A 19655-nucleotide genomic window follows, 5' to 3' on the forward strand; every position below is an offset into this window, starting at 1 on the left:
GCAACGCATCTTGACCCCCGGCGCCACACACGTCACGAGTCGCCCCGATGACTGACACCCCGCCCGACAGCCTGATCCCGTACGATGAAATCGTGCAGGAGGCCCTGCGCGCCGTGGTCGGCCGCGTACTGGGCCAGGTGGAGGCCGAAGGCGGCCTGCCCGGCGCCCATCATTTCTACATCACCTTCAAGACACGCGGCATCGGCGTGGAGATTCCCAGGCATCTGCTGGAACGCTTCCCGGACGAGATGACGATCGTGCTCCAGAACAAGTTCTGGGATCTGCGCGTCAGCGAAGACCGATTCGAAGTGGGCCTGAGCTTCAACCAGATGCCCGCCAAGCTGCTGATCCCGTTCGCGGCAGTGACCGGCTTCGTCGATCCGGCGGTCAATTTCGCACTGCAGTTCCAGGCGCAGGCCGCCGACGACCTCGACGGCACGCCCGATGTTCCGCAGAACGACGCGGTGGCGATCACCAGCGAGGACGGCTCCAACGTCGTCACGGTGGATTTCGGCCGGAAGAAATAAAGGATCGATCGTCGGCCGCGCCGACGCTCCGATGCCCTGCCGTTGTGGCGAGGGCTCAGCCCCCGAACCGGCCCTTCAGTTCGAGCATCGCGATGGCGGCCTTGGCCGACTCGCCGCCCTTGTCCTTCTCGGTGCGCCTGGCGCGGGTGAGCGCCTGCGCTTCATTCTCCACCGTCAGGATGCCGTTGCCGATCGGAATGCCGTCCATCGTCAGCGCCATCAGCCCGCGCGCGCTTTCGTTGGAGACGATCTCGAAATGATAGGTCTCGCCGCGGATGACCACCCCGAGCGCGACGAAGCCGTCATAGCGGCCGGTTTCCGCCGCCAGCGCCACCGCCGCCGGAATTTCCAGCGCGCCGGGAACGGTCACGGTTTCGTGCGAATGGCCGGCATCCTCCAGCGCGGCGCGCGCGCCTTCGAGCAGCAGATCGTTGAGATGGTCGTAGAACCGGGCTTCGACAATCAGAAAACGTGCCATCAATCGGCCTTTCCGGCGGTGGGGATCGGCCGTTCGCCGACGATGTTGAGCCCGTAGCCGGCGAGCGCGACGAGGGTGTGCTGTGCATTGGTCAGCAGGATCATGTCGTGGATGCCGAGTTCGGCGAGAATCTGCGCGCCGATGCCATAGTCGCGCAGTTCGTGCATGTCGTTCTCGGAACCCGAGCGCGCGGCGATGATGCGGCTGAACATGTTGGGCACGTTGCGGTTGATCAGCACGACCACGCCTTCGCCTTCCGCGCCGATGATCCTCATCGCGCCTTCCAGAAGCCCGCTGCGGTCGCTCAGTTCGCCCAGCGTGTCGCCGAACAGGTTGAGCTGATGCATCCGTACGAGGGTTGGCTTGGTGGTGTCGAGCCGACCCTTCACCAGCGCCAGCGACTCGGTGCCGAGCGCCTTGTTGCGGTAGCAGATCACCCTCCAGTCGCCGCCGAAGTGGCTTTGGATGGGCGCTTCGGAGACCTTCTCGATGTCGTGATCGTAGCGGCGGCGATAGGCGATCAGATCGCGGATCGTGCCGATCTTGAGGTTGTGGCGCTGCGCGAAGGCGACGAGATCGTCGAGGCGCGCCATCGTGCCATCGTCGTTCATCACCTCGCAGATCACACCCGACGGGTTGAGTCCGGCGAGGCGCGAGACGTCGACTGCCGCCTCGGTGTGGCCGGCGCGGACGAGCACGCCGCCGGGCTTGGCGACGAGCGGGAAGACATGCCCCGGCGTGACGATATTCTCCGCACCTTTCGAGGCATCGATCGCGACGGCGACGGTGCGCGCGCGGTCGGCCGCCGAAATGCCCGTCGAGACGCCTTCCTTGGCCTCGATCGAGATGGTGAAGGCGGTCTCGTGCCGCGTGCCGTTGTTGCGGCTCATCAGCGGCAGCCCGAGCTGGTCGACCCGTTCCTTCGCGAGCGCGAGGCAGATCAGCCCGCGGCCGTGCGTCGCCATGAAATTGATCGCGTCGGGCGTCGCCATCTGCGCGGGGATGACGAGGTCCCCCTCATTCTCGCGATCCTCATCGTCGACGAGGATGAACATGCGGCCGTTGCGCGCCTCGTCGATGATCTCTTCGGGGCTGGAGAGAAAACCGTGGCGCAGCCGCGCCGGTTCAGGATTGGAAGACATGACGAACCTGCTCCATGCGGCCCAGGTAGCGGGCCAGGATATCGATCTCGATGTGTACGGCGTCCCCGGCCGCGAGTTGGCCGAAGGTGGTCACCGCCGCGGTGTGCGGGATGATGTTGATGCCGAAGACGACCGCATCGGCGCTGTCCTCGACGGTGTTGACGGTCAGCGAGATGCCGTCGAGCGCGACCGACCCCTTGGGCGCCAGATAGGGCGCGAGCGACCGGCCGGTGCTGACGGTGATGCGCAGCGAATCGCCCTGCGGCTCGATCGCGGCGACGGTGCCGATGCCGTCGACATGGCCCGCGACGATATGTCCGCCGAGTTCGTCGCCCAGCTTCATCGCGCGTTCGAGGTTGAGCGGAGCGCCCGCCTGCCAGCGGCCGGGTGCGGTGCGCGCCACGGTTTCGGCGGAGAGATCGACCGCGAACCAGCCCTCGCCCTTGTCGACCACGGTCAGGCAGGCGCCCGAACAGGCGATCGAGGCGCCGAGCGCGATGGTGCCGGTGTCGAACGCGGTGCGGATCGTCGCACGCAGGTCTCCCCGCTGTTCGACGCTGTCGATCGTGCCGACGTCGGTGATGATCCCGGTGAACATTCAATCCTGCTCCAGCGCGCGCTCGTAGACCTCAAGCCGGTCGCTGCCAAGCATCCACGTATCGGCCAGCCGCCAGCGTCCGTGCGCGTCGGCGAGACGGGCGAGGCCGATGTCGCCCAGCGCATGGCGGCCGCCGCCGCCGATCAGGATCGGTGCCCGGTAGAGCAGCAGCCGATCGACCATGTCGGCGGCGAGGAAGGCGGCGGCGGCACCCGCGCCGCCCTCGACCAGCAGATGGTCGACGGCGCTGAGCGCGGCGATGTCCTGGGGCGCGGCAATCGCGGTCCACCCCTCCGGCGCGCTGCCGCGGGTCAGCACCAGCCGGCGCGGGCTGCGCGGTTCGAGGCCGGGCAGGCGGACATCGAGTCGCGGCGCGTCTGCGTCCAGCGTGCCGCGGCCGACGAGGATCGCCTCGCTCAGCGCGCGCTGGAGGTGACCATGCGCGCGCGCGGCGGCGCCGGTGATCCAGCGGCTCTCGCCGTTGGCCATTGCGATGCAGCCATCGAGCGAGGTGGCGAGTTTCAACGTCACATGGGGACGGCCGTGGCGGCGCTGGGTAAAATAGCCTTCCATCGAGCGCCGGCAGGCCGCGGCGGCCCCACCGAAGCCGACGCGGATGCCTGCCGCGGCGAGCCGATCATGGCCCTTGCCGTCGGTGCGGGGATCGGGATCGCGCAGGCCGGAGACGACGCGCGCGACACCGGCGGCGGCGAGCAGCCCCGAGCAATGCGGGCCGCGCGGGCTCTGATGCGCGCAGGGTTCCAGGGTGGTGTAGACGGTGGCGCCGCGCGCACGCTCCCCCGCTTCGGCGAGCGCCATCGCCTCGGCATGCGGCCGCCCGCCGGGCTGGCACCAGCCGCGGCCGACGACCAGCCCATCCTTGACGATCAGGCAGCCGACATTGGGATTGGGCGCGGTCTGCCCGCGACCGCGACGGCCGAGGGCGGCAGCGGCGGCCATGTAGCGGTCGTCGATCGCCGCCTGGTCGGCGGATCCGCGGGTAAGAGGCGTCGCCCCCGTCAGCTCTGTCGTCATGACGGGCCGGGCGACTCAGTCGGCGCGGCCGATGCCTACCGACTGCATCTCTTTTTGTAGCTTCTTGTACTGGTCGCGCTGCTCGATCCGCTTGATCTCACGCTCCCCCTCGGCAAGATCGCGCTTGGCCTGATCGATCTTCTGCTGCGCCTTGATGATCGCGTCGCTGCGCTCGGCTTCCCAGCTCTCGACATATTGCACGTCGCGCTTCCACGGCTTTTCGTGCTTGAAATCGCCGAGGAAGAGCAGCGCGATGACGATCGTGGTGACGATCGACGCCGCGGCGAAGAGCAGCCCATGCCGATGGCGGGAGAAGAACACGCCCTTGAGGTCGGCGAGGAAACCCTTGGGCGAGGCAGGACGGGGAAGGAAAGCCATGCCCCCAAGATAAGCCTTGCGTGGGCCAAGCGCTAGCCCGGCGCCTGACCCACGCATATGATCAGCTTTCAAGCCGGAAATGCACGGTCATCTGCTTCCAGCTTTCCACCGCGACGCCATCGCGCGTTGCCGGTTTGAACCGCCAGCGCCTGAGCGCCTGTTCCTCGGTGGCCTTGAAGAATCCGGGATCGTCGGCCGCGACGAGCTGCACCGCTTTCACGCGCCCGTCGGTGCCGATCAGCACCTTCACGGTCGCCTTGCCCTCGACCTGTTCGCGCTGGAGCCGGCCCGGATAGGGCGGCTGCAGCCCGCTGGCATAGCGGGGATCGAGGCCGGCATCGACGAAGACCGGTGGCTTGGGCTGTGTGGCCAGCCTCGGTTCGACGAACGGCGCGGTGCCGGTGCCGACGATCGGGCCGGGCGGGATCGGCGTCAGCGGCGCCGGATCCGTGAAGATCACCGGATCGGCGGGCGTCGGCACGATTTGATCGGGCGTGGTCGGCCTCGACAGTGGCGCTTCGGTCGTCGGCTTCGGTGGGTCGATCGGATCGGGGGGCGGCACTTCGATCTTAGGAACATCAATCATGGTGATCGCCTCGCGCCCGCGTTCCACGATCTTCGGCGCCATCGAAAGCAGGCCCGCCAGCACCACGCCCTGGATTGCCAGTGCGGCGCCGAGCGAAACCGGTGAACGACGTTTGTTGGTCAGGAATCCGTCCGCAGTCATAACATCCTCCATCCCCACGGCGCTCTTTTTCACGCCGAGTGACTATGATGTTACATCATTACATTTCGCTGTCGAGATGTAATGTGACAACATTACTTAAAAGTCGGCCGGCGCGCATCGAGGCGCGTGCCGCCGGTTCAGACGGTGAGGCGCAGCCTCTCGATCGCGCGCTCGCGGCCGATCAGCGGCAGCAGCGCCGCCATGTCGGGGCCATGATCGCGGCCGGTGAGCGCCTGCCGCAGGGGGAGGAACAACGCCTTGCCCTTGCGGCCGGTCATGGCCTTGAGCGACTCGGTGAGTGCCCGCCACGGATCGGCAGACCAGTCGAGCGCAGCCGCGGCATCGGCGGCGGCATCCAAAAAGGCGGCGTCCTCCGCGGAGAAGGCGGGTGCCTCCACCGGGCCTTCGACGACCTGCCACCAGTCCGCCGCCTCGCGCACGGTGGCGAGGTTGGGGCGGATCGCTTCCCACCCGGCGGCGTCGATCCCGGCGGGCAGCCGGTCCGCCACCGCCTCATGATCGAGTTGATGGACGATGCGGGCGTTGAGCTGGGCGAGCTCGGCCTCGTCGAACCGCGCCGGCGCGCGGCCGAAATGGCCGAAGTCGAACCCGGCGGCGAGCAGGCGGATATCGGCGATCGGCTCGACCGGCTGGCTGGTGCCGATCCGCGCGAGCAAGGCGGCGATCGCGGCCGGCTCATAGCCTGCCTCGCGAAACGCCTCGACGCCGAGCGAGCCGAGCCGCTTGGACAGCTTGCCCTCGCTGCCGACGAGCAGCGCCTCGTGCGCGAAGGCGGGCGGGGTTGTGCCGAGCGCCTCGAACATCTGGATCTGCGCGGCGGTGTTGGAGACATGATCCTCGCCGCGCACGACATGGGTGATGCCCATGTCGACATCGTCGATCGCGGAGGGAAGCATATAGAGCCATGAGCCATCGGCGCGGCGGATGACGGGGTCTGACATCGTCCGCGGATCGAAGCGCTGGTCGCCGCGAATCAGATCGTGCCAGCCGATCGGCGCGTCATGATCGAGGCGGAAGCGCCAGTGCGGGCGGCGCCCCTCCGCTTCCAGCGCCGCGCGATCGGCATCGGTCAGCGCCAGCGCGGCGCGATCATAGACCGGCGGCAGCCCGCGCCCCAGCAGCACCTTGCGCTTGAGATCCAGTTCCTGCGCGGTCTCATAGGCGGGATAGACGCGGCCGGCGTCCCGCAGCGCCTCGAACCGCGCCTCGTAGAGCGGGAAGCGGGCGGACTGGCGGGTCTCGCCGTCCGCCATCAGCCCCAGCCAGGCGAGATCGGTGCGGATCGCGGCGACGAACGCCTCCCTGGACCGCTCGGCATCGGTATCGTCGATGCGCAGCAGGAAGCGGCCGCCATATTTGTGCGCCCACAGCCAGTTGTGCAGCGCCGTGCGGATATTGCCGACGTGCAGGGTGCCGGTGGGGGAGGGCGCGAAGCGGGTGGTGATCGTCATCGCCGCCGCTTAAGCCGATTCGGCGGCGGACGGAAACGGCCGTGCAGCGAAAAAGCGCGATGCGATCGGATCTTCGGGGCTGATGCCGATCAACCGCCCCTTTCCCTGTGGGACCTGCGCCGCTAAGGGCGGGGCTCGCAAGAGTATCCGTGGGGACGCAAATCGATGAAGCTGCTGGCCGGCAATTCCAACCTGGCGCTGGCGCGAGAGATCGCTGACTATCTGGAAATTCCGCTGACCGACGCCAGCGTCCGTCGCTTCGCCGACGAGGAAGTGTTCGTCGAGATTCACGAAAATGTCCGGGGCGAGGACGTGTTCGTGATCCAGTCCACCTGCTTCCCCACCAACGACAATCTGATGGAGCTGCTGATCTGCATCGATGCGCTGCGCCGCGCATCGGCCAAGCGGATCACCGCGGTGGTGCCCTATTTCGGCTATGCCCGGCAGGACCGGAAGCCGGGGCCGCGCACGCCGATCTCGGCCAAGCTGGTCGCCAACCTGATCACCGTCGCCGGCGCGCATCGCGTGCTTTCGATGGATCTCCATGCCGGCCAGATCCAGGGTTTCTTCGATATCCCGACCGACAATCTCTATGCGGCACCGGTGATGTCGGCGGACATCCAGGCGCGCTTCGGCGATCGCAACCTGATGGTGGTCTCACCCGACGTCGGCGGCGTGGTGCGCGCCCGCGCGCTCGCCAAGCGCCTCAACAACGCGCCGCTCTCGATCGTCGACAAGCGCCGGGAGCGCGCCGGCGAATCGGAAGTGATGAACATCATCGGCGACGTCGCCGGCCGCTTCTGCATCCTGATCGATGATATCGTCGATTCGGCGGGCACGCTGTGCAACGCCGCAGCCGCGCTGAAGGAAGCCGGTGCCGAGGAAGTCGTCGCCTATGTCAGCCATGGCGTGCTCTCGGGTGGCGCGGTGGCGCGCGTCGAGGGGTCCGCGTTGCTCGAACTGGTGATCACCGATTCGATCGCGCCACCCGACGCGGTGCGCGACGCGAAGAAGGTCCGCCACCTGCCGATCGCGCCGCTGCTGGCAGAGGCGATCAAGCGCATCGCCGACGAAAGCTCGGTGTCCTCGCTGTTCGACTGAGCGAACGTCCCTCCCGCGCCGCGGGAGGGGGATAGACCTCAGTTCGGGTTGTCGGCGGTGCTGCCGCCCTGGCCGACCGCGCCGACCTGGCCGATATTGCCGAAGATCTCTTCGAAGAAGCTCTTCTCGCGGCCCAGCGTCGGCGTCTTGCTGCCTTCGGGCGAGATCGAGACGACCTTGTCGAGCCCGGTTTCCTGGACGGTGGCGACGACATCGTTCTTGTCGAACGTCACCTTGAGCACGGTCTGGTTGACGGGCTTGGGCTCGGCGAAGGCGAGCTGGCGCGACTGGCGCGAGAAGTAATAATATTCGCCGGTGTTGAACTGGCCCATGAAGGTCGGGCGGCCAAGCGTACGCTCCACGGAGGCGCGATTGTCCAGCCCCGGCTGGATCGAGCTGACCAGCACCGGATCGAGGATGAAGCCCTGGTGCGTCCGCACGCGGCTGCACGCCGCCGTCGATGCCAGGATCGCGGCCGTGCAGGCGATCATCGCCACCCGCCGCATCGTAACGCTCATTGAAAACTCTCCCGGCATTCGCAACCCGCAACACTCCTGCGCGCCATGGCCATTGCATGGGCGCAACTCTGCCTCAATATGCCGGTCGGCAGCGGCAAACAAGGGCGCCGCCGGGCAAGGAAGACGAGACGAGGATGGGTTTGCTGTCGCGGCTGCTGGGCCGCACCGAGGATCGAGCGGCGCTGGCGCCGCTCTATGCGGCGGTGGTGGCGCGTGCGCGCCAGCCGCACTGGTATCTGGAAGGCGCGGTCGCCGACAGCCTGGATGGCCGGTTCGACATGGTCGCGGCGATTCTGGCGCTGACGTTGATCCGCATGGAACGGGAGCCGGAGGCGATCCCGGCGTCGTCGCTGCTGACCGAAGCGTTCGTCGACGATATGGACGGGCAACTCCGCGAGATCGGCATCGGCGACATCATCGTCGGCAAGAAGATCGGCAACATGATGGGCGTGCTCGGCGGCCGGCTGGGCGCGTATCGCGCGGGGCTGCGCGGTGACGGCGATTTTGCCGCCGCGCTCGTCCGCAACCTCTATCGCGGCGCCGCGCCGGCGCCGGCGGCGCTTGCGCATGTCGAGCAGCGATTGCGCGCGTTCGACGCGGCACTGGCGCAAACGCCGTTGAAATCGCTGCTGGACGGGGATCTGCCGGCATGACCCCCGAATTTTCGCGGACGTGGCCCGCCGGCGAAATCGGCGACCGTCCCCGCGAGGTTTCGATCGAGGCTGACGAAGCCGAGCGCGCGGCACTGGCGAAGCGCTTCGCGATCGTCGCAATCGATCGCCTTTCGGCTGCCGCGCGGCTGCAGCGCCGCGCTGACGGCATTTACGCCGAGGGCCGGGTCTCGGCGCAGGTCGTCCAGAGCTGCGTCGTCACCGGCGAACCGGTGCCGGCCGCGATCGACGAGGCTTTCGTGCTGCGCTTCGTCGAAAATTTCGATCCCGACGCCGAAGAGCTCGAACTGAGCGAAGCCGATTGCGACACGGTGCCGATCGAGAATGGCGCGATCGATCTCGGCGAGGCGGTGGCCGAAACGCTGGCGCTTGCGCTCGATCCGTGGCCGCGCAGCGCCCATGCCGATCAGGCGCTCGACGAGGCGGGCGTTTCGGACGGCAGCGATGTCGGCCCGTTCGCGGCGCTCAGGGAGCTGAAGGAGAAGCTCAAAAAATAAGGCCCGGCAAGCTGCCGGGCCTTCGGTCTCGTGGATCAGAACGGCACGTCGTCGTCGAGATCGTCGTCGAACGGGCGGGAGCCGCCTGCGGGGGCGCCGCCGCCACGGCTGGCGCCACCGCCGCCACCGCCGCCACGGCCGAAATCGCCACCGCCGCCGCCGCCGCCGCTGGCGCGAGCGCCGCCATAACCCCCGGCGCCACCGCCCCGGTCGTCATCGCTCCAGGCGCTGCCGCCGCCACCGCTGCCACCACCGGCACCGCCGCCGTCGCGGCCGCCGAGCAGCACCATCTCGCCGCGGAAGCGCTGGAGAACCACCTCGGTGGTATATTTGTCCTGGCCGCTATTGTCGGTCCATTTGCGGGTCTGGAGCTGGCCTTCGAGATAGACGCTCGAGCCCTTGCGCAGATACTGCTTGGCGACCCGGCCGAGATTCTCGTTGAAGATCACGACGCGGTGCCACTCGGTCTTTTCCTGCTGGTTGCCGTCGCGGTCCTTCCAGCGCTCGGTCGTCGCGACGTTGAAGTTCACCACCTCCCCGCCATTGTTCATCGACCGGGCTTCCGGATCGGCTCCGAGATTGCCGACCAGAATCACCTTGTTGACGCTGCCTGCCACGTCCTGTCCTTTTCTAAAGCCCCAATGCGATCGCGCCCCAATAGGTCGCGCCTGCTGCCACATAAGCGAGGCCGAACAGATATGCCAAGGTGAAGGCCGGCCATTTCCAACCGTTGGTCTCGCGCCGGATCACGGCGATGGTCGACAGGCACTGCGGCGCGAACACGAACCAGGCGAGGAAGGCGAGCGCGGTCGGGAACGACCAGTCCTTCGCGATCTGCTGGCCGAGCGTCTCTTCCGCCTTCTCCTCGTCGGTCTCGTTGATCGAATAGACCGTCGCCAGCGCGGAGACCGCGACCTCGCGCGCCGCCATCGCCGGGATGATCGCCAGCGCCATGTCGTGGTTGAAGCCGATCGGACGGACGATCACCTCGAGCCCGGAGGCGATCCGGCCGGCGATCGAATATTCGCTCTGCCTGAGGCCGCTGCCTTCGGGCGCCTGCGGATAGGAGGTCAGCAGCCACAGGGCGATGGTGACGCTCATGATGATCGTGCCGGCGCGGCGCAGGAACACCCAGGCGCGCTGCCACAGGCCGATCAGAATGTCGCCGATCCGGGGCATCTGGTAGCGCGGCAATTCCATCAGAAAGCCGGTATTCGCCGATTTCGCGATGGTCTTGCGGAAGACGAACGCCACCAGCACCGATCCGACGATGCCGGCGATGTAGAGCCCGAACCAGACCAGCCCCTGCAGGCCGATGCCCCACCCCAGCGCACGCGCCGGAATGACGTTGTTGATGATCAGGCCGTAGACCGGCAGGCGTGCCGAGCAGGTCATCATCGGTGCGATCAGGATCGTCGTCAGCCGCTGCTTGGGATCGTCGATCGTGCGCGTCGCCATGATGCCCGGGATCGCACAGGCGAAGGAGGAGAGCAGCGGAATGAAGGCGCGGCCGTTGAGCCCGACATGGGCCATCAGCTTGTCCATCAGGAAGGCGGCGCGGGCCATATATCCCGACGCCTCGAGGATCAGGATGAACAGGAACAGCACCAGGATCTGCGGCAGGAACACCACAACCGAGCCGACGCCGGCGATGACGCCATCGACGATCAGCGAGCGGAGAAAACCTTCGGGCAACAGGCCGGTGAAAACCTCCTGCAGCGCGCCCTGGCCCGCCTCGATCCAGCCCATCGGCGCTTCGGACCAGGCGAACACCGCCTGGAACATCAGGAAGAACAGCACCAGCAGCAGCACGATGCCGCCGACCGGATGCAGCGCGATCGCGTCGATCCGGCTGGTCGCCTGCACCACCGGCCGTTCCGAGATCACCGCCTTCTGCGCGATCGCGCGGGCGCGGCGCTGGACCTTGACGAACGCCTCCTGAGTCTCGGGGGGCGTCACCGGCTTGCGCGCCAGCGCTTCGGCCAGCTTCTCCTTGACCTCCTCGATGCCGCGCCTGCGCACCGCGACGGTCGGGATCACGGGTATGCCGAGTTCCGCGGCCAGGGCCCCGGCGTCGAGTTCGAGCCCGTCGCGCTCGGCCATGTCGATCATGTTGAGCGACAGCACCGCCGGGATGCCGAGCGCGATCAGTTGCAGCGCGAAGCGGAGATGGTGATCGAGATTGCCGGCATCGACCACGATCAGCAGCGCATCCGGGCGCCGCTCGCCCTCCTGCGTGCCGAGCAGCACGTCGCGGGTCACCGCCTCGTCCGGGCTGCCGGGGTCCAGGCTGTAGGCGCCGGGCAGGTCGACCAATTCGAACGGCCGCCCGTCCGGCAGGCTGGTGCGGCCGCTGTGGCGCTCGACGGTGACGCCGGGATAGTTGGCGACCTTCTGGCGGGCGCCGGTCAGGGCGTTGAACAATGCGCTCTTGCCGGCATTGGGGCTTCCCGCCAGCGCGACCAGGGGCATCGGGTTCATGTCGGCTCCACCATGATGGCGGAGGCCGCGGCGCGCCGGAGCGCGATCGTCATCCGGCCGACGCGGCAGGCGATCGGGTCGCGGCCCAACATGCTGCCGCTGTGCAGCGTCTCGATCGCCATGCCCTCGTCGAAGCCGAGTTCGCGAAGCCGCCGTGCTTCGGCGGGAACGAGCGCCGCCCATTCGATCGACGCGATGCGGGCGGGTGATTTGAGGGGCAGTTCGTCGAGGCGCACGGGCAGCGAGGCTTTCGTGGGGGACATGGGTCTGCGAGCGATTATCAATAGATGGCGGGAATAGCTATAGCGCTCTCCCCTCGCGCGGCCGTGGACGCGGGCGCGGAGCCTGTCCATTTCGCTTGGGTTCCGGCCCTCGATTCCTTATATGCTTGCTATGGCAACCGAACCCAACACCAACGAATATGGCGCTGACTCGATCAAGGTCCTCAAGGGGCTCGACGCGGTGCGCAAGCGCCCCGGCATGTATATCGGCGACACCGACGACGGCTCAGGCCTGCACCACATGGTGTTCGAGGTCTCCGATAACGCGATCGACGAGGCGCTGGCCGGCTATTGCGATCTCGTTCTGATCACGCTCAACCCCGATGGTTCGGTTTCGGTCGAGGATAATGGCCGCGGCATCCCCACCGGCATTCACGCCGAGGAAGGCGTTTCGGCCGCCGAGGTCATCATGACCCAGCTCCATGCCGGCGGCAAGTTCGAGAACACGTCCGACGACAATGCCTATAAGGTGTCGGGCGGACTGCACGGCGTCGGCGTGTCGGTCGTCAACGCGCTCAGCGACTTCCTCGATCTCACCATCTGGCGTGACGGCCAGGAGCATTTCATGCGCTTCCAGCGCGGCGACGCCGTGGCGCCGCTCAAGGTCGTCGGTCCGGCGCCCGCCGGCAAGCGCGGCACGCGGGTGACCTTCATGGCGAGCCACGACACGTTCAAGAACGTCACCGAGTTCGATTTCGAGAAGCTCGAGCATCGCTACCGCGAGCTCGCCTTCCTCAACTCCGGCGTCCGGCTGAAGCTCGTCGATGCGCGCCATGCGGAGCGGGTGGAGCATGAACTCTATTACGAGGGCGGCATCGGCGCCTTCGTGAAATATCTCGACCGTGCCAAGTCGCCGCTGTTTCCGGAACCGATCGCGATCTCGTCCGAGCGCGACGGGGTCGGCATCGATGTCGCGCTGGAGTGGAACGACAGCTATTACGAGAACGTCCTCTGCTTCACCAACAACATCCCGCAGCGTGACGGCGGCACCCACCTCGCGGCGTTCCGCGCGGCGCTGACGCGCACGATCAACGGCTATGCCGAGAAATCGGGGCTGCTGAAGAAGGAGAAGGTCTCGCTCACCGGCGACGACATGCGCGAGGGGCTGACCGCGATCGTCTCGGTGAAACTGCCCGACCCCAAATTCTCCTCGCAGACCAAGGACAAGCTGGTCTCCTCCGAGGTGCGCCAGCCGCTCGAAAGCCTGATGTCCGACAAGATGGCGGAATGGCTGGAGGAAAATCCCGCGAACGCCCGCTCGATCATCCAGAAGGTGATCGACGCAGCCGCCGCGCGCGAGGCCGCCAAGAAGGCGCGCGAACTCACCCGCCGCAAGGGCGTGATGGACATCGCGTCGCTGCCCGGCAAGCTCGCCGACTGCCAGGAACGCGATCCCGCCAAGTCCGAGCTGTTCCTGGTGGAGGGTGACTCCGCCGGCGGTTCCGCGAAGCAGGGCCGTGACCGCAACGTCCAGGCGATCCTGCCGCTCAAGGGCAAGATCCTCAATGTGGAGCGCGCACGCTTCGATCGCATGCTCTCCTCGAAGGAGGTCGGCACCCTGATCCAGGCGATGGGCACCGGCATCGGCCGCGACGACTTCAACCTGGAAAAGCTGCGCTACCACAAGATCGTCATCATGACGGACGCCGACGTCGACGGCGCGCATATCCGCACGCTGTTGCTGACCTTCTTCTATCGGCAGATGCCGCAGATCATCGAGGGCGGCCATCTCTACATCGCCCAGCCGCCGCTCTATAAGGTCGCGAAGGGCCGTTCGGAGGTCTACCTCAAGGACAATGCGGCGCTCGACGCCTATCTCGTCGACGCCGGCGTCGGCTCGATGATGCTCGAAACCAGCGGCGGTTCGCGTTCGGGCCAGGATCTGCGCTCGCTGATCGACCATGCCCGCCGCATGCGCACCTTGATGACCTATGTGCCGCGCCGCTATCCGCCCGCAGTGATCGAAGCGCTGGCGCTGACCGGCGCGTTCGATCCGGCGCTCGAAAACGGCGGCCGCCCGGAGGTCGCGGTGCGTGCCGCTGCCTGGGCCGGGCGCGCCGATCCCGAGGGGGCCTGGAGCGCGGAAGTCGCTGCCGATGGCGGCTATCTGATGCGCCGGGTGTGGCGTGGCGTTGCCGATCACTACATCGTCGATGCGGCGTTCGTCGCCTCGGCGGAGGCCCGCAAGCTGCACCTCCTCGCGAGCGAGCAGGCCGAGAGCTATGCCGACGTGTCGCGGCTGGTGAAGCTCAGTAGCGCCGCGGCTGAAGACGCGGACGATGCGGAGGGCGAGGATGCGGCACCGCCCGCGGCTGCCGCCAAGGGCACGGCGATCAGCCGCCCGAGCGAGCTGCTGGAGGCGATCTTCGCCGTCGCGCGCCACGGCCTCAAGATCGCCCGCTACAAGGGCCTTGGCGAGATGAACGCGGAACAGCTCTGGGAAACCACGCTCGACCCCGCAAACCGCTCGTTGCTGCAGGTGACGCTGGATCAGGCGGATGTGACGGATGAGATCTTCACGCGCCTGATGGGCGACGTGGTCGAGCCGCGCCGCGAGTTCATCCAGGAAAATGCGCTGAACGTCGCCAACCTCGACGTGTGATCGGAACCGGCGCGCGCCCCCTTTCGTAACGATCGGCGGGGCCGTGCGCGCCGGTCTCCCCGCGCATGAGTGGGGGGCGACTTTCGCGTGATCGCCCGCTAGGGGCGCTGCGATGCAGAGCCAGCCCGAGTCCGTGTCGAGTCACCCGTCGCCGCACCATGCCGCGCAGCGCATCGGCTTCGCAGCGATGCTGGCGAGCAATCTCTGCCTGGCGTTCGGGCCGTGGTTCGTCCGTCTGGCGGATACCGGGCCGGTCGCCGCCGGTTTCTGGCGGCTCGCACTCGCGGCGCCGGTGCTGCTCGTTCTGTCGCCCCTCGCGCGCCAGCCGTTCACCCGAATCCCGCCCGCGCTGGTCGTGACCATCGCGATCGGCGGTCTGCTGTTCGCGGCCGATCTCGCGAGCTGGCATCTCGGCATCCTTCACACCAAGATGGCCAACGCCACGCTGTTCGGCAATGCGACCAGCCTGATGTTCCCCATCTACGGCTTCCTCGTCGCGCGCGCCTGGCCGACGCGGATGCAGGGAATCGCATTCGGGCTGGCCACGCTGGGCACGCTGCTGCTGATGGGCCGCTCCTACGAACTGTCCGCGAACAACCTGCTGGGCGATCTGCTCTGCCTGTTCGCCGGCGTGCTCTACACCTGCTATTTCATCGCCATCGAGCGTGCGCGTGCGACGCTGCAGCCGCTGCCCCTGCTCGCCTTGTGCACGATCGCGGCGATCTTGCCGATGCTGCTGTTCGCGCTTGCGCTGGGCGAACGGGTGATGCCGCAGCACTGGTCCGCGCTGATCGGCCTTGCGCTGCTCAGTCAGGTGATCGGGCAGGGGTTGATCGTCTATGCGATCGGCGTGCTGCCGCCGGTGGTGATCGGGCTGGGCCTGCTGACCCAGCCGATGATCGCCGCCGTCGTGGGCTGGTTCGCCTATGACGAGCGGCTGGGCACGCTCGATATCGTCGGCGCCGTCGCGATCGCCATCGCCCTGGTGCTGGTGCGCGCGCCGTCGCGCAAGGCGATCGCCGGCTGACGCTTGGCGCGGCGCGGCCAAGCGCCTAGAGTCGGGCGATGGTCCAGCTTCCCACCGATCCGACGCTCGACGAGTTGCGTGACGCGCTCGCTCCCCTGATCGCCCGCCATGCCGCGTTCGATGGCTGGACGGCCGACGCGCTTGGCGCGGCTGCCGCGGAAGCCGGGGTCGATCCGAAGATCGTCGCCCTTGCCTATCCCGGCGGCGCGATCGACATGATCGATGCATGGTTCGCATCGATCGACCAGGGCATGCTGGCGGCGTGGCCGGCCGAAACGCTCGGCACGCTCAAGATCCGCGCGCGCATCCAGTCGCTGGTGGAGGCGCGGCTCGCGTTGCTCGCGCCGCATCGCGAGCCGCTGCGCCGTGCGCTGGCGATCCTCGCGCTGCCGACCAACGCACCGCGCGCCGCGAAACTCGGCTGGCGCGCCGCCGACGCGATCTGGCGCGCCGCCGGCGACACCGCGACCGACTATAATCATTATACCAAGCGCGCGATGCTGCTGGGCGTCTACGCCTCGACGATGCTGGTGCTCGTCGATGACGAAAGCGAGTCTCTGGTCGAGACCCACGCCTTCCTTGCGCGTCGGATCGACAATGTGATGCAGATCGAAAAAGCCAAGGCCGGCTTCAAGGCCCGGTCCGAACATCGGCTGAGCCTGACCCGGTTTATCGGGCGGCTGCGTTATCCGGCGCTCTGAAGGGAAGGGCGCCGCCCTTCCCCCGGATCGGCCCCCGATCGGCCGATATCGGTCAGCTGTCGTTCAGCGGCTCGCCGTCTTCGCGGGCTTGGCATAGGGCACGAAATCGCCGAGGCCGACGAAGCCCGTCTGCATCCGCGCATTGATGTCGAACAGCTGGATGGTGTCGATGTTGCACAGCTGCGTCGAGACGGTCTTGGTCACCAGCACGTCGTTCCGGTCGAGCGAGCCCGCGCCGATCTTCGGGCGGTTGACGTAGAGCGTGTTGCCGTTGGTGCGATAGACGATGGCCGTGCCGTCGTAGATCGTGCTCGAACGGATGTCGCGCAGGTTGATGCAGCGCACCGGCTTGCCGGCGGTCCTGCCGTCCAGCGCCTCGGCGAGCTTGGCTTCGCCCCGCGCGGTGGTCTTCGAGCCTGCCGCCATGGTGGGGACCGCCGCCAGCAACGCCGCGCCGGCGAGAATGTAAGACGCGAATCGCATGATCATATCCTCGATGATTGCCGGCACCCTAGCATGGCCAACTGAACCGGCGATGAGTGACCCCACCGTTGCTGCCGCCGATGGAAGAGACGACGCGCCGCCGCTTTTTCCGCATCGGTCGTTGGTGGGGCCGGTTGCGCCTCCGGGACGATCATGCCACCAGCCTCCCTATGGCGGACTTGACCTCGAGATCGGGGGGGCTGGATCGCAGCGGCGTCGATGTGGTGATCATGACCGGGTTGGGGACGGGTCATGGCTGAGGTCGCGACAGAAGCCGAAGAGCATGCGCGCGCGCTCGAACGCTGCGCGAGCGAACCGATTCGCATACCCGGCAATATCCAGCCGCAGGGCGCGCTGCTCGTGCTCGACCCGGAAACGCTCGTGGTCCAGCAGGCGGCGGTGGGCGACTCGGCTCCCTTTGCCGGCAGCGCGCTCGGGTGCAGCGTCGCGGATCTGCTGCCGGACGATGCGGCGCGGCTCGCCGAGGGCCTCGCCGCCCTGCCGGCGCAGGGCACCGCGCATCTCGGTACGGTCGGTAACGAAAGCCGCCATCATTGCATCGCGCACCGTTCGGACGGCGCCTATGTCGTCGAGTTCGAGCCGGTGGCGGGCGAGGCGCTATCCTTCGGCGATCTTCATCCCGTCGTCCGCGATGTGCTCGGCCTCGTCCAGCGCGCCGAGACCATCGATGATCTGGCGGGGATCGCCGCGCGCGAGGTGCGGCGGCTGACCGGGCTCGATCGCGTGCTCGTCTATGCGTTCGATCCCGAATGGCATGGTGCGGTGATCGCCGAGGACGGCAATGGTCGGCTGCCATCCTATCTCGGCCTCCGCTTCCCGGCGGCGGATATTCCCGCGCAGGCGCGCGAACTCTATCGCCTCAACCGCCTGCGGCTGATCGCCGACGCAAATTATGTGCCCGTGCCGATCGCGCCGGCGGAAAATCCGGTCACCGGACGACCGATCGACCTCAGCTCTGCCGTGCTGCGCAGCGTGTCTCCCGTCCATCTCGAATATATGCGCAACATGGGGACGATGGCCTCGATGTCGATCTCGCTGCTCAGCGGCGATCGGCTGTGGGGGTTGATCTCCTGCCATCATCGCGATCCGGTGCGGATCGGTTATCCGGTCCGGGTCGCCTGCGACCTGATCGGGCAGATCCTGTCGATGCAGCTTGCCGCCAAGCAGGCGACGATTCTGGCCAGCCGGCGCGACGCGCTGGAGCAGGTGCAGCGTCGTCTGCTGGCGCGGATGGCGAGCGCCGAGCATTTCATCAAGGGGCTGATCGAGCAGCCGGCGGACCTGCTCGCGCTCACCGGCGCGCGGGGGGCGGCGGTGGTCGTCGGCGAGCAATGCGTGCTGGTGGGCGAAACGCCGCGCGAGGATGCGATCCGGCCGCTGGTGCGGTGGCTGGCGGCGGGGCAGCGGCAGGATGTGTTCGCCAGCGACAATCTGGCGGCGGTCTATCCTGGCGGGGAAGCGATCAAGGATGAGGCGAGCGGCCTGCTCGCGGTCTCGATCTCGCAGCTTCACGACAGCTATGTGCTGTGGTTCCGGCCCGAGGTGATCCGAACGATCAAGTGGGGCGGCGATCCGCGCAAGACCGCGCAACCATCCACGGGCGATCGGCTGCACCCGCGCACCTCCTTCGCTGCCTGGCAGGAAACCGTGCGGCTGCGCGCCGAACCGTGGCACGAGGCCGAAGTCGAGGCGGCCGCGCATCTGCGCGCGGCGATCGTCGATATCGTGCTGCGCAAGGCCGAGGAACTGGCGGCGCTCTCCGAACGGCTGGTGGCGATCAACAAGGAGCTGGAAGCTTTCTCCTACTCGGTCAGCCATGATCTGCGCGCACCTTTCCGTCACATCGTCGGCTATGCCCAGTTGCTGAAAAAGCGCGAGGCCGACGCGCTGTCCGAAACCGGCCGCCGCTATATCGAGACGATCGTCGAATCGGCGGTGTCCGCGGGCAAGCTGGTCGACGATCTCCTCAGCTTCTCCCAGATGGGCCGCGCGACGCTGGCGCCGATCCACGTCGACATGAACGCGCTGGTGGCCGAGGTGGTGCGGACGCTGGTGCGCGAAGACAGCGGCCATCGGATCGAATGGCGGGTCGATACGTTGCCGCCCGCGGAGGCCGATCCCGTGATGATCCGTCTGGTGCTGCAGAACCTGATCGAGAATGCGATCAAATTCTCGCGGGAGCGGGAGCCGGCGGTGATTCGCATCGGCGGCGCCGCGGCGGCGGATGGTCTCAACACCTATCGGGTGGCGGATAATGGCGTCGGCTTCGACATGGCCTATGTCGGCAAGCTGTTCGGCGTGTTCCAGCGCCTTCACCGGGTGGAGGAGTTCGAAGGAACCGGCATCGGTCTTGCCAACGTCAAACGCATCGTCGAACGCCATGGCGGAACCGTATGGGCGGAAGCGGCCATCGATGAGGGCGCGACCTTTCACTTCACCTTGCCGAGGGGCAGGAAAAGATGACCGATCTCAAGCCGATTCTGCTGGTCGAGGACAATCCCAAGGATGTCGAACTGACATTGGCGGCGTTGGAACAATGCCAGCTCGCCAATGGCGTGATCGTCGTGCGCGATGGTGCCGAGGCGCTGGATTATCTGATCGGCACCGGCCGCTTCGAGGGGCGCAACAGCGGCAGCCCGGCGGTGGTCCTGCTCGACCTCAAGCTGCCCAAGATCGACGGGCTCGAGGTGCTGGAGCGGATCAAGAGCGATCCCAAGCTGCGCCATACGCCGGTGGTGATGCTCACCTCGTCGCGCGAGGAGCGCGATCTCGTCCGCAGCTACAGCCTGGGCGTCAACGCGTTCGTGGTGAAGCCCGTGGGCTTCGAGCAGTTCTTCGAGGCGATCCGCGACCTCGGCATGTTCTGGGCGGTCCTCAACGAGCCGCCGCCCGCCCGGCAGGCCCCCGGCGCCTGA

At 67.4% G+C, this 19655-nt stretch carries 21 protein-coding genes; 9 read left to right on the forward strand and 12 right to left on the reverse strand.

Annotated features, from left to right (window positions below):
* Positions 1 to 47 precede the first annotated feature (47 nt).
* Positions 48 to 527: an SspB family protein gene (locus NX02_RS26925; protein ID WP_025295269.1), complete on the forward strand. Its 480-nt coding sequence runs from the start codon at positions 48 to 50 to the stop codon at positions 525 to 527.
* Between the two features lie 55 nt (positions 528 to 582).
* Here the strand turns inward: NX02_RS26925 and ribH are convergent, their stop codons facing one another.
* The 7 genes from ribH to gltX form a co-directional block, all read right to left on the reverse strand.
* Positions 583 to 1005, reverse strand: coding sequence for a 6,7-dimethyl-8-ribityllumazine synthase (gene ribH, locus NX02_RS26930; RefSeq protein WP_025295270.1), 423 nt, complete (start codon positions 1003 to 1005; stop codon positions 583 to 585).
* The gene (gene ribB, locus NX02_RS26935) at positions 1005 to 2147 is read right to left on the reverse strand and encodes a 3,4-dihydroxy-2-butanone-4-phosphate synthase (protein WP_025295271.1); all 1143 of its coding nucleotides are present in this window, start codon (positions 2145 to 2147) and stop codon (positions 1005 to 1007) included. Before ribB ends, ribH begins: the two co-directional genes overlap by 1 nt.
* Entirely contained in the window at positions 2131 to 2745 is a 615-nt protein-coding gene (locus NX02_RS26940; protein WP_025295272.1) for a riboflavin synthase, read from the reverse strand. The genes ribB and NX02_RS26940 overlap by 17 nt, the downstream gene beginning before the upstream one ends.
* Complete coding sequence (gene ribD / locus NX02_RS26945) at positions 2746 to 3705, reverse strand: bifunctional diaminohydroxyphosphoribosylaminopyrimidine deaminase/5-amino-6-(5-phosphoribosylamino)uracil reductase RibD (protein ID WP_025295273.1); 960 nt, start codon at positions 3703 to 3705, stop codon at positions 2746 to 2748.
* 90 nt (positions 3706 to 3795) lie between these two features.
* Positions 3796 to 4158: a hypothetical protein gene (locus NX02_RS31025; RefSeq protein WP_025295274.1), complete on the reverse strand. Its 363-nt coding sequence runs from the start codon at positions 4156 to 4158 to the stop codon at positions 3796 to 3798.
* 61 nt (positions 4159 to 4219) lie between these two features.
* On the reverse strand, positions 4220 to 4885 hold the full coding sequence (locus NX02_RS26955; protein WP_025295275.1) for an energy transducer TonB: 666 nt from the start codon (positions 4883 to 4885) through the stop codon (positions 4220 to 4222).
* Between the two features lie 137 nt (positions 4886 to 5022).
* A complete protein-coding gene (gene gltX, locus NX02_RS26960; RefSeq protein ID WP_025295276.1) occupies positions 5023 to 6357 on the reverse strand; it encodes a glutamate--tRNA ligase in 1335 nt (444 codons plus the stop codon).
* Positions 6358 to 6522: 165 nt separating this feature from the next.
* On the opposite strand from gltX, the gene NX02_RS26965 reads away from it, so the two are divergent.
* Positions 6523 to 7458 (forward strand): ribose-phosphate pyrophosphokinase, encoded by a 936-nt coding sequence (locus NX02_RS26965; protein ID WP_025295277.1) that lies wholly within the window; start codon positions 6523 to 6525, stop codon positions 7456 to 7458.
* Positions 7459 to 7496: 38 nt separating this feature from the next.
* Here NX02_RS26965 and NX02_RS26970 read toward each other — a convergent pair whose 3' ends face one another.
* Positions 7497 to 7976: an outer membrane protein assembly factor BamE gene (locus tag NX02_RS26970; RefSeq protein ID WP_025295278.1), complete on the reverse strand. Its 480-nt coding sequence runs from the start codon at positions 7974 to 7976 to the stop codon at positions 7497 to 7499.
* Between the two features lie 134 nt (positions 7977 to 8110).
* Here NX02_RS26970 and NX02_RS26975 point away from each other — a divergent pair, with 134 nt between their 5' ends.
* The gene (locus NX02_RS26975; RefSeq protein WP_025295279.1) at positions 8111 to 8629 is read left to right on the forward strand and encodes a ubiquinol-cytochrome C chaperone family protein; all 519 of its coding nucleotides are present in this window, start codon (positions 8111 to 8113) and stop codon (positions 8627 to 8629) included.
* Complete coding sequence (locus NX02_RS26980) at positions 8626 to 9144, forward strand: YceD family protein (RefSeq protein WP_025295280.1); 519 nt, start codon at positions 8626 to 8628, stop codon at positions 9142 to 9144. The genes NX02_RS26975 and NX02_RS26980 overlap by 4 nt, the downstream gene beginning before the upstream one ends.
* A 35-nt stretch (positions 9145 to 9179) precedes the next feature.
* Here the strand turns inward: NX02_RS26980 and ssb are convergent, their stop codons facing one another.
* Genes ssb through NX02_RS26995 form a run of 3 tightly spaced genes read right to left on the reverse strand, consistent with a single transcriptional unit; the run spans position 9180 to position 11888 of the window.
* Positions 9180 to 9761 (reverse strand): single-stranded DNA-binding protein, encoded by a 582-nt coding sequence (gene ssb / locus NX02_RS26985; protein WP_025295281.1) that lies wholly within the window; start codon positions 9759 to 9761, stop codon positions 9180 to 9182.
* A 13-nt stretch (positions 9762 to 9774) separates the two neighbouring features.
* Positions 9775 to 11625 (reverse strand): ferrous iron transporter B, encoded by a 1851-nt coding sequence (feoB, locus tag NX02_RS26990; protein ID WP_025295282.1) that lies wholly within the window; start codon positions 11623 to 11625, stop codon positions 9775 to 9777.
* The gene (locus NX02_RS26995; protein ID WP_039996869.1) at positions 11622 to 11888 is read right to left on the reverse strand and encodes a FeoA family protein; all 267 of its coding nucleotides are present in this window, start codon (positions 11886 to 11888) and stop codon (positions 11622 to 11624) included. Before NX02_RS26995 ends, feoB begins: the two co-directional genes overlap by 4 nt.
* A gap of 121 nt (positions 11889 to 12009) precedes the next feature.
* Here NX02_RS26995 and gyrB point away from each other — a divergent pair, with 121 nt between their 5' ends.
* The 3 genes from gyrB to NX02_RS27010 all read left to right on the forward strand — a co-directional run bounded on the left by gyrB (position 12010) and on the right by NX02_RS27010 (position 16236).
* Entirely contained in the window at positions 12010 to 14508 is a 2499-nt protein-coding gene (gyrB, locus tag NX02_RS27000; protein WP_158014189.1) for a DNA topoisomerase (ATP-hydrolyzing) subunit B, read from the forward strand.
* Between the two features lie 112 nt (positions 14509 to 14620).
* Positions 14621 to 15535: a DMT family transporter gene (locus NX02_RS27005; protein ID WP_025295285.1), complete on the forward strand. Its 915-nt coding sequence runs from the start codon at positions 14621 to 14623 to the stop codon at positions 15533 to 15535.
* Between the two features lie 38 nt (positions 15536 to 15573).
* The gene (locus NX02_RS27010) at positions 15574 to 16236 is read left to right on the forward strand and encodes a COQ9 family protein (protein ID WP_025295286.1); all 663 of its coding nucleotides are present in this window, start codon (positions 15574 to 15576) and stop codon (positions 16234 to 16236) included.
* 63 nt (positions 16237 to 16299) lie between these two features.
* Here NX02_RS27010 and NX02_RS27015 read toward each other — a convergent pair whose 3' ends face one another.
* Positions 16300 to 16719, reverse strand: coding sequence for a hypothetical protein (locus NX02_RS27015; RefSeq protein WP_025295287.1), 420 nt, complete (start codon positions 16717 to 16719; stop codon positions 16300 to 16302).
* Between the two features lie 252 nt (positions 16720 to 16971).
* Between NX02_RS27015 and NX02_RS27025 the strand changes: the two genes are divergently transcribed.
* Together NX02_RS27025 and NX02_RS27030 are read left to right on the forward strand one after the other, a co-directional pair.
* A complete protein-coding gene (locus NX02_RS27025) occupies positions 16972 to 19203 on the forward strand; it encodes an ATP-binding protein (protein WP_025295289.1) in 2232 nt (743 codons plus the stop codon).
* A complete protein-coding gene (locus NX02_RS27030) occupies positions 19200 to 19655 on the forward strand; it encodes a response regulator (protein WP_025295290.1) in 456 nt (151 codons plus the stop codon). Before NX02_RS27025 ends, NX02_RS27030 begins: the two co-directional genes overlap by 4 nt.

Origin of the sequence: Sphingomonas sanxanigenens DSM 19645 = NX02, assembly GCF_000512205.2 — a bacterium.
Taxonomy (GTDB): Bacteria; Pseudomonadota; Alphaproteobacteria; order Sphingomonadales; family Sphingomonadaceae; genus Sphingomonas_D; species Sphingomonas_D sanxanigenens.